This is a genomic window from Stieleria sp. (genome assembly GCF_041595215.1).
Classification (GTDB): Bacteria; Planctomycetota; Planctomycetia; order Pirellulales; family Pirellulaceae; genus Stieleria; species Stieleria magnilauensis.
This window is the reverse complement of sequence record NZ_JBFHKV010000217.1, coordinates 1-9,505: the sequence shown is the minus strand read 5'-3', so window position 1 is coordinate 9,505 and position 9,505 is coordinate 1. Positions and strand designations below refer to the sequence as shown.

At 59.7% G+C, this 9,505-nt stretch carries 7 protein-coding genes; all 7 read right to left on the bottom strand.

What is annotated here, in order from left to right; all coding sequences use genetic code 11:
* The coding region (locus tag ABX749_RS10820) for a molybdopterin oxidoreductase family protein (RefSeq protein ID WP_372895989.1) at positions 1 to 2,258 on the bottom strand (2,258 nt) is incomplete at its 3' end.
* A gap of 12 nt (positions 2,259 to 2,270) precedes the next feature.
* On the bottom strand, positions 2,271 to 3,983 hold the full coding sequence (locus ABX749_RS10815) for a DmsC/YnfH family molybdoenzyme membrane anchor subunit (protein ID WP_372895988.1): 1,713 nt from the start codon (positions 3,981 to 3,983) through the stop codon (positions 2,271 to 2,273).
* Positions 3,984 to 3,998: 15 nt separating this feature from the next.
* Positions 3,999 to 4,850 (bottom strand): hypothetical protein, encoded by an 852-nt coding sequence (locus ABX749_RS10810; protein WP_372895987.1) that lies wholly within the window; start codon positions 4,848 to 4,850, stop codon positions 3,999 to 4,001.
* Between the two features lie 21 nt (positions 4,851 to 4,871).
* The gene (locus ABX749_RS10805) at positions 4,872 to 5,723 is read right to left on the bottom strand and encodes an ABC transporter ATP-binding protein (protein WP_145217863.1); all 852 of its coding nucleotides are present in this window, start codon (positions 5,721 to 5,723) and stop codon (positions 4,872 to 4,874) included.
* Positions 5,724 to 5,968: 245 nt separating this feature from the next.
* Positions 5,969 to 6,901: an ABC transporter ATP-binding protein gene (locus ABX749_RS10800; protein ID WP_372895986.1), complete on the bottom strand. Its 933-nt coding sequence runs from the start codon at positions 6,899 to 6,901 to the stop codon at positions 5,969 to 5,971.
* Positions 6,902 to 6,942: 41 nt separating this feature from the next.
* Positions 6,943 to 8,058, bottom strand: coding sequence for an ABC transporter permease (locus tag ABX749_RS10795; protein ID WP_372895985.1), 1,116 nt, complete (start codon positions 8,056 to 8,058; stop codon positions 6,943 to 6,945).
* 219 nt (positions 8,059 to 8,277) lie between these two features.
* Positions 8,278 to 9,505 (bottom strand): CmpA/NrtA family ABC transporter substrate-binding protein (locus tag ABX749_RS10790; RefSeq protein ID WP_372895984.1); only part of this gene is annotated, 1,228 nt, incomplete at its 5' end.

Genomic DNA, 9,505 nt, shown 5'->3' with positions numbered 1-9,505 from the left:
GAGGCTTTGCCGATCGCCACGGCACAGTCCTTGAAACTCGGTTGCCGTGAATGGGGATCGAAATGCCGCAGTGTCAATTCATTGATGATGTCGTAGTGCATCGGGATGAACGCTTGATTTCGCTGGACGGTGGGTGTGACCATCGCGGTGACGAAGACTTCGCCGCGACGCGAACGCACCGACACCGTGTCACCGTTGTGAACACCGATCAAACTGGCGTCGGTCGGATGGATTTCGACATACGGCCGCTCGGGGTAGAGCTTTCGCAGAACCTTGCTCTTGCTGGTTCGTGTTTGCGTGTGCCATTGGCTGACCGTGCCGCGACCGGACATCAACAGCGTCGGGTAGTCTTGGTCCGGCGGTTCGGGCATCGGAGTGATGTTGTCCACGATCAATCGTGCCTTGGCGTCCGGATGACAGAACGATCCGTCGGCAAACAGTCGACGTTCCTGGGGCGGCGTCGTGTGTGCCGCTGCGTCTTCACGCGACCATGGCCACTGGATGCCGCCGCATTGATCCAGCTGCCGATAGCCCTTGATTCCACTGATGTCACAGGGGCGGCCTTCGCTGGCTGCTTGCATTTTTTCGAACACGGCTTCGGGGTGTGTCCAATCGGCAAACATGGCTTCAACGCCCCAGTAGGCGGCGATGGCACGAAAGATCTGGAAATCCGCCAGCGCTTCTCCGGGGGCTTTGCGGACTTTCTTGAGCAGCCCGTACCGCCGTTCGCTGTTGATGAACGTGCCTTCTTTTTCGCCCCAACCCGCCGCCGGCAACACCAAATCGGCGTGTTGTGCGGTCGCGGTGGATGCGTACATGTCTTGCACCACCAGGAAATCGAGCTTGTCGAGCAACTCCTTGAAGTCGCCTCGGTCGATCCAGCTGTGTGCCGGGTTGGTGGCGATCACCCACAGCCCTTTGATTTCGTCGTTGCGGATCCCTTCGACGATTCGGTCGTAGGACCAACCGGTTTCTGTGGGGATTTTGTCCACATCGATCCCCAGGATGTCGGCGACACGTTGGCGATCTTCGGCCGATTCGAACTTGTGGTGGCCGAACAGGTTGGTCGTGCTACTCCACAACCGCGAACCCATCGCGTTGCACTGTCCGGTGATGCTGTTGGCCCCCGTTCCGGGACGTCCGATGTTGCCGGTGATCAAGGCGATGTTGATCATCGCCTGGGCGGTTCGAGTTCCCTCGTAACTTTGATTGACGCCCATCGTCCACCATAGCGACGCCGCCTTTGCCTGACCGATCGATTCGGCGGCGCGACGTATCTCGTCGGCGGAGATGCCGGCAGCGGGGCCGACGGCGTCGGGGGTAAACGCTGCGACGTGGGCGGCCAGATCATCGTATCCGGTCGTGTGTGCCGCGATGAATTCGTGATCGATCAAATCCGATGCGATCAGGTGCTGGGTGATCGCATACAGAATGGCCAGATCGTTCTTGGGACGCAGCTGCAAATGCTGGGTCGCGGCCATCGCCGTTTCGGTCCGGCGGGGATCCAGCACAATGATCTCGGGCGAATTGGGATTGCGGAGCACGCGTTCCCACATGATCGGGTGCCCGATGCAGGGGTTTGCGCCCACGAAAACCAGACAATCGCTCTGTTGGAAATCGTCATAGGTGTATGGCGGCGCGTCGAACCCGAACGATTCTTTGTAGGCGGTCACGGCGGTTGCCATGCACTGCCGCGTGTTGCCGTCGCCGTGCAACATTCCCATCCCGAACTTTGCCAGCGCGCCGAGGAACGCCATCTCTTCGCAGGGGATTTGCCCGGTGCTGAGAAACGCGACCGAATCGTTGCCGTGTTCGGATTGGATGGCCTTGAAACGTTCGGTAAAGGTCGTCAGTGCGGTGTCCCAATCGACTCGTTTGAGTTCGCCATGGGAGTCGCGCAGCAACGGGTGGGTCGCTCGGTCATCGGCGTCGAGCACCTCCAGGGCTTCCCACCCCTTGGGGCAAGCCATGCCCAGGTTGACCGGGTAATCGGTTTCGGGGGTCAACCCGACGGCTTGTCCGTCGCGGACGTGAAGCCGTAGTCCGCACCCTGTCGCACAGTAACCGCAGGCGGCCACGGTGGTTGTTTCGGCCCGCAACGACTCGGGTGTCATCCCCAACCCGTGATCGCCCGGGTTGAGCAGCAGTTCGCGGGTCATCTTGCCCGTGCGAGCCTGCAGCAGCTGGGGAAGCTCAAACGACTTCGGGCGACGCTCTTCGCTAAGTTGCGTCAATGATTTGGGGGTTCCAATGCTCATTGCGGTGGTCTCTTAAAGTGTGCCCGGCATGCGGTCGTAAACAACGCTTTGGAAATACAGCAGACGTTCCAGGTTTTCGCCGGCGATCCAAACGGCGGCCGACAGCGCGGCACAGCCCGCACCGACCAGGGGCAAAAACGGACACAACATGAACGCCAGCCCGGCCAGCAGCGTGGCGACGACGGCACTGAAGTTTCTCATCCGCAACGTCTCGCCGAGATGCTGATGCACCAGCCGCCGCGAACGCCGGTCATAGGGATCCTCGGAACCGTCAGGGGCGCGATACAACCGACGTTCACGCGTCCATTTCCACCAGCCCGCAACGGCACCGGCCAAGCACAACAACGCGGCGGTGACGCCGAATCCGGTCAACGCAAACACGACCGCCGCGACGATCGGTCCGCAGGTCAGCGACGTGCCGAAGAAACGCGGCAACGTTCGCCCGCTTCGCCAAGGCCGCCGCTTGGTGGCGATGTAAATCATCGCGCTGCAATACAACCCTGCCAGCCCGACCGGAATCGACGCGACCAGCAACGCCCGTCCGGCCCAAGCGGGGATCCATTCGGTCGGAATCCATTGTTGGATCGATGTCGGGATCCAATCCCAGACCACCGGCAGCAACAGCAGCGCGATGGCACCCGCCAGCAGCCCCATGAATTTGCCCAGGACGACGGCTTCGCGACTGAGCCAACTGGTTTTTAATCCCAAAAACACACGCCACATGCGAAGCGGTTGTCCCAGGTGCAGCGGTGCGATCCCGAGGCCGATGTTGCCGATTGCGAACGCCGAAAGCGCCGCGGCGATCGGCACGGCGTCTGGGACGCTGATTCCCACCGCGGTCAACACCAAGCTGGCGAGCGATTCGGCGATCAGAATACCGACGGCGATCTGCGTCGCGACCAGCATCACGGCCAACGGCCAATGACTTTCGGCAACCTCGTCGACGTTCTCGTCTTGGGGACGTGTCAGCGCGGGATCGAGCGAGGTTTCGGCAACATAACGTGTGGTCGGTCGCGTGATGCCTGACGACGGTGACGAGGGGACGAGCGTGTCTTGCCCGGCAACTTCAACCTCCCCGGTGGGAACAACGGTGATGCGAATCGCCTCGTTCGGACAGGATTGAACGCAGGCCGGTGCTTCACCAACGCTCAATCGTTGGTGGCACATGTCACACTTGCGAACGATGCCCAAGCGATCGCTGTATTGCGGCACCTCGTAGGGGCACATCATCGTGCAGTATTTGCATCCGATGCATTGGTCGTCCAAGTGGCGCACGATCCCCGTGACCGGGTCCTTGTCGTAGGCCTTGACCGGGCAACCGTTCAGGCATCCGGGGTCTTCGCAGTGGTGGCAGGCGGTGGTGACGTGTTGGATCGCGGCGGCGTCGGCATAATCGGGATCGCCGATCAGCAGCGTCCCGACTCGGCGCCAGGATTCGTCTTCCTCCAATCCGTTCAGCGTGTGGCAGGCCACCACGCAGGCTTTACATCCGCTGCACGCATTCAGATCAACTTCGAAGGCGAATTGTTCGTTCGGTCCCGGGGCCGTCGCCGGCAACAGGCTGCGATAGTATTTTTCTTGTGCCGGTGCGGTCGTCGTGCCGGACGACTCGTGGTCGGTGTGCCAGTCGCTGAACTGTTCGACGGCGCTGAGCTGTTGTTGCTCATGCAGCAGTTGCCCGACCAGTTCGGGTTGTCGGTTGACGACGGGAAGCATAGTGCTCATTGCGTTTCTCTTCCCTTACAGCAACAACGTCAGGATATTCGTCATGCGATCTTGTTCGAAAAACGGGATCGCGACACCTTTACAAGGCAATCCACCGCGGAAGGGACGACCCGAGTAAACGATGTCGGGATCCTCGCTGATCGTGGCGACACCGGACGTGTAGGCCAGACCGGGAAGACTGCCTTCCAACGGGACGGTCTGGTCGACCTCGTACATCAGCGATTGTTCCAGGCGTTGATAGGCGCGCGATTCCAACAGCAAGTGGTCCTCGGCGCACCGCCAGACCTCGTACCCGCGAGCGATCGGGGCGGAGTCGGAGCTGATCAGAACGGCCGTCGCCAGAAAGTCTTCGCCGAAGACCGGAAGTCCGATCGCGACTTGCAACGATTCGGCGGACGCACCGGCGGCACGCAGGAAACCGGGATGACTGGGAAGGTTGTCGTGGATGACAAAGCTGAGGTTGCGCCAAACCTGTCCGGGCAATCCCATGCCCTTTTCGAAACGCACGAACGAGCTGACGTTTTGGAATCGATCCAGCGGACCGTAGTAGCCCTGCGTGAGGTTCAGATCATCGAATTCGCTAATCGGCTGCCAGATCTCCATCACCCCGACGGTCTCGTCGCTGGCGCTGCCGACCCAAACGATCACTGAAGCGATCTCTTCGGAGCGATAGATGGGAACGCACATCGCGACCGCGTCTGCTTCGCCCTCGACGGACTGTTTGATCGTGGGCAATCCTGTCTCGAGCGAGGCGGCGATCGCGCGATCGGCGACCGGGATCGAGCAACTCGGTGACGAACCGCTGTCGTCGATCTCCAACACGATCATGTTGGTCAAGAACGAATGATTAGATGTGGCTGTGATCATAGTGTTCCTACGGCTTCGCGATTAAACGCCGACCGCTTCGGGCTCCTGCTCGGCTTGTTTTTTCGCCTCCAACGCTTCCGCATCGGCTTTTAATTTCTTGTGGTCTTGGTCCTCGAGGAACTGGATCATGTCGCCCCGCAAGTCGTAGTACTGGGGATGATCGAGGACTTCGGCGCGGACCCGCGGCCTGTCAAACGGCATTTCAAACACCTTGCCGACGCGTGCCCGCGGACCGTTGGTCATCATCACGACCCTGTCGCTCATGAACAGCGCTTCGTCGACATCGTGCGTGATCATCAACGTGGTGACTTTGTCGCGGACGAGGATCTCCAACAGGATTTCTTGCAGTTCCATCCGGGTGAGCGAGTCGAGCATTCCGAACGGTTCGTCCAACAGCAACATCTTCGGTTTCAAGGCAAACGCCCGCGCGATCCCGACGCGTTGCTGCATGCCCTGGCTGAGTGCCGAGGCGCGCGTGTGAAGGCTATTGCCGAGACCGACCAGGGTCAGGTAGTACCCGGCGATGTCATGCCGTTGGGCCTTGGTGCCGTGCGGATAAACCTGGTTGACGCCCAGCAGCACGTTCTCCATGGCCGTCATCCATGGCATCAAGCATGGCGATTGAAAGACCACGCCACGGTCCGGACCCGGCCCTTCGATTTCGTGGCCGTCGATGACGATGCCGCCGTCGCTGATCGGGTTGAGTCCGGCGGTCATGGTCAACACGGTGCTTTTACCGCACCCGGAATGGCCGAGCAGACAGATGTACTCGCCTTTCGCCATGTTCAAGTTGAATTCTTCGACAATGACCGCCGGCCCGTTGGGCGTGTCGTAGGTCTTGCCGAGACGAAACATTTCTACATAACCGGCCATGGGTCCGCCTTGTGGGGTTCTGTGGTTGTTCGTGTTGGTGTGTGGAAGGAGTCAAGCCGGTACGGGGCCGGATGACAGGCGGGAAACCTTTCCCGCGGGGGTCAGCCCAATGCCACTTGCTTTGGCACGACAGGCGTTAGCGGCACGGCGCGAGCCGTCCGATTTGACCGTGAAAGACCGGAGGGCTCGCGCCCTGCCGCTAACAAAAGTTCCCCGTTTGGCGTGAAAGTAAGTGGCATTAATGATTAACCGGCCCGTCCGCGAGGAACTCGCAGACTTCGCGGTTGCAGTTCGGGTAATTCGATGGGCGGCGCTTCGGACGCCAACGCTTCGTCGTCACGCGACTTCTGTCGCACGGCGACCAGGTAATTGGTGACCGCGTTTCGCAAACCCTTGAAGGTCTCGTTGTGGTTCAGCGCGGTCTTGTCTCTGGGACGCTCCAGCTCCACCGAAAATGCCGGGCCGAGCGATGCGTTGGGGCCCGGGTTCAGCGGGACAATCCGATCGGCCAACAAGATCGCTTCGTCGACGTCGTTGGTGATCAGCAAGCATGTCTGCCGTTCTTCTTCCCAGATCTTGAGGATCTCTTCCTGCAGCACGCTGCGGGTCAGGGCATCGAGTGCGGACAATGGTTCATCGAGCAGCAGAACGTTGGGTTTCATCGCCAGGGTTCGGGCCAACGACACCCGTTGACGCATCCCACCGGACAACTCGTGGGGACGACGATGCACGGCGTGTGACAAGCCAACCATTTCAATGAATTTTTCGACATGGTCGCGTCGCTCGCCGCGTGACCAATGCTTGAACACTCGATCGACCGACAGGGCGATGTTGCCGCGAACGGTCAGCCAGGGCAGCAGCGAATAGTTTTGGAACACGATGCCGCGTTCTTGGCTCGGCCCCTTGATGATTTCGTTGTCCATCACGATCTCGCCACTGTCTGGCATCTCAAGTCCGGCCAGCAACTTCGTCAACGTTGTTTTTCCGCTGCCGGAGAAACCGACGATCGCCAGGAATTCGCCCTTGCGCAGATTCAGATTGATGTTGCTGAGTACTTCGTTGCGCGTGACACCACTCCCATACCCTTTGCAGACCGCCCGCATGGAAATCAGCGGGTCGGGCGGCGCGGGTCTGGCAATCGCTTTGGATCGGGGCCGATCAAGAACTGCGACGCTCATCGTTTTTCTGGGGGTGTGAGGATTCGTGAGAAAAGAATGGGTTAGGCGGCTTGCGGGTCACCGAAGCTGACCAGGTTCCGCATGAAGATCATGATTCGATCGAGCAACAGTCCGATCAAACCGATGATGATCACGCTGAACGCGATGCGGGCGTAGGTCTGGCTGCTACCGTTTTGAAACTCGTCCCAGACGAACTTGCCCAAACCGGGGTTTTGGGCCAGCATGTCGGCTGCGATCAACACCATCCAACCGACACCCAAACTGATCCGCAGTCCTGCGAACATCAGCGGCAAACTGGCCGGCAGAATGATCTTGAACAGTTGTTGGCTCCAGGAAAGTTTCAGCACGCGAGCCACGTTCATGTAATCCTTGTCGACGCTTGCCACGCCGAGCGTGGTGTTGACCAGCGTCGGCCACAAGGAACACAACGAGACCGTGATCGCGGAAATCAAAAACGCTTTGTCGAAAAAGTTCTCGCCGGGTTTGGTGCCCGAATAGGCCCAGACGATGATCAGGAAAGCCAGTGGCAACCAAGCCAGCGGGCTAACCGGTTTGAAGATTTGGATGAAGGGTGTGAGTGCCGCGTTGCACCAGGGGCTCATGCCGCACAGCACGCCGATCGGGACGGCGATCAACGTCGCGATGGCGAATCCGACGAAGACGGTTTTCAAACTGGTGATGATCTGGTCGACGAACGTCGGGGCGCTCGACGGACGATAGTTGGCTGCTTGAACCGCTTTCTTCTTCAGCACCAAGGCGTTTGCCAGCAGTGTTTCCTTTCGCTGGCCGGTTGCCGATTCGGCCTGCTTGGTCACCGAGTTGGCTTGGGCCAGCAACGTGACCGCTTGCATCGTTTTTTCCTGCTTGACCTTCAGGTCCTCGGCACGCTGGGCCGAATGCATGGCGAACAGTTCCTTGCCGGCCGTCCAGGTGTCGGTCGGGCTGGGCAGTTGCATGCTGTCGGTGACCACCGTGCGGGCGGCAGCCGACCACAGCAGCAGGAACACGGCGACGGCCGCGACGGGCAGGACCACGAATTTCGCGATCCCTTTGAGTTGTTCTTTGACGTCTTCGCCGGCGAGCAGTCTGACGAACGGTTCCAGCGCGGGAAGCCCCGCGACGTCACAGAACTTCAGTGCGTTTCCTCTCCAATTCATACGATTCGCTACAAGGTGGTTGGGTATAGGAGTGTGGGATGGTTTCAGTGTTCGGGATCCACGGCCGGGTCGGACGTCTGGCACCGGACCGAGACGTCCGACCCGAATGGCCGCTTCCCGAACATGCAACGGCGAGGCGGTCACCGCGGCATGCACATTTCAAGAGGCTTGGTCGGCGCGACCGACGTCCGTGCAACGTCGATCGCGCCGAAGGGTGATTCACTGCTTCGCCAGCGATTCGGGATCTTTATTGCCGATCTCAAATCCGTTGACGTAGCCCACCGGGTCTTTGGCGTCGTATCGAGTGCCATCGATGAATTCCGTCGTCGCAGCTCGGTAGCCGTCGTAGTCCTCTGCGGGAAAGTCTTCGGCAGACGCTTTGCCCTCGGCGACCAACATCGCCGCGGCCTTGCGATAGATTTCGGGTTTGTAGATCTCCTTGGCCGTTTCCGCGTACCAACTCGCGGGTTTGCCTTCGGTGATCTGGCCCCAGCGCCGCATCTGCGTCAAGAACCAGATGCAGTCGCTGTAGTGCGGGTAACTGGCGTAGTATTTAAAGAAGACGTTGAAGTCGGGCATCGGGCGGACGTCGGTTTCCTGGAACACGAACGTGCCGGTCATGCTGTTGTCGATCACATCTTCGTCCGCTCCGACGTAATCTTTCCCCGACAGAATCTTGGCGGCTTCTTGGCGGTTGACCAGCACGCCGTTCTCATCGGTTGCGTCGAGCCATTTGCCGGCGCGGATCAAAGCCTTGATCACCGCGAGGTGCGTGTTGGGGTGTTTCTCGTCCCACTCTTTGGTCACGCCGAAGACTTTCTCGGGGTTGTTCTTCCAAATGTCATAGTTGGTGGTGACGGGAACACCGATGCCTTTGACGACGGCTTGTTGATTCCACGGTTCGCCGACGCAGTAACCGAGGATCGTCCCTGCTTCCAGTGTGGCGGGCATCTGGGGCGGTGGGGTCACCGACAGCAACACGTCGGCGTCGACGGTCCCTTGGATGTTTTCTTCGGTGTACATCCCCGGATGAATGCCCGCGGCGGCGAGCCAATATCGAATTTCGTAGTTGTGCGTGCTGACGGGGAAAACCATCCCCATGTTGAAGTCCTTGCCCTCTTGCTTGTACGAATCAACGATCGGTTTGAGCGAGGTCGCGGGAATCGGATGCGGCGGGGTATCCGATTTCAGTGCTGGATCATTCTCCTGCATCTGTTCCCAGATTTCGTTGCTGACGGTGATCCCGTTGCCGTTGTAATCCAGGCTGTAGGCGGTGATCACGTGAGCTTGGGTGCCGAACCCGATCGTCGCACCGATCGGCTGGCCGGCCAGCATGTGGGCGCCGTCGAGTTGGCCGTCGATCACTCGGTCCAGCAAAACTTTCCAGTTCGATTGCGCTTCGATTTCGACGTTCAGACCTTCTTCTTCGAAGTAGCCCTTCTCTTTC

Excerpts from the sequence above, each read along its gene's own strand:
- ABX749_RS10815 (WP_372895988.1), bottom strand. The coding sequence starts at position 3,983 with ATGAGCACTATGCTTCCCGTCGTCAACCGACAACCCGAACTGGTCGGG.
- ABX749_RS10810 (WP_372895987.1), bottom strand. The coding sequence starts at position 4,850 with ATGATCACAGCCACATCTAATCATTCGTTCTTGACCAACATGATCGTG.
- ABX749_RS10805 (WP_145217863.1), bottom strand. The coding sequence starts at position 5,723 with ATGGCCGGTTATGTAGAAATGTTTCGTCTCGGCAAGACCTACGACACG.
- ABX749_RS10800 (WP_372895986.1), bottom strand. The coding sequence starts at position 6,901 with ATGAGCGTCGCAGTTCTTGATCGGCCCCGATCCAAAGCGATTGCCAGA.
- ABX749_RS10795 (WP_372895985.1), bottom strand. The coding sequence starts at position 8,058 with ATGAATTGGAGAGGAAACGCACTGAAGTTCTGTGACGTCGCGGGGCTT.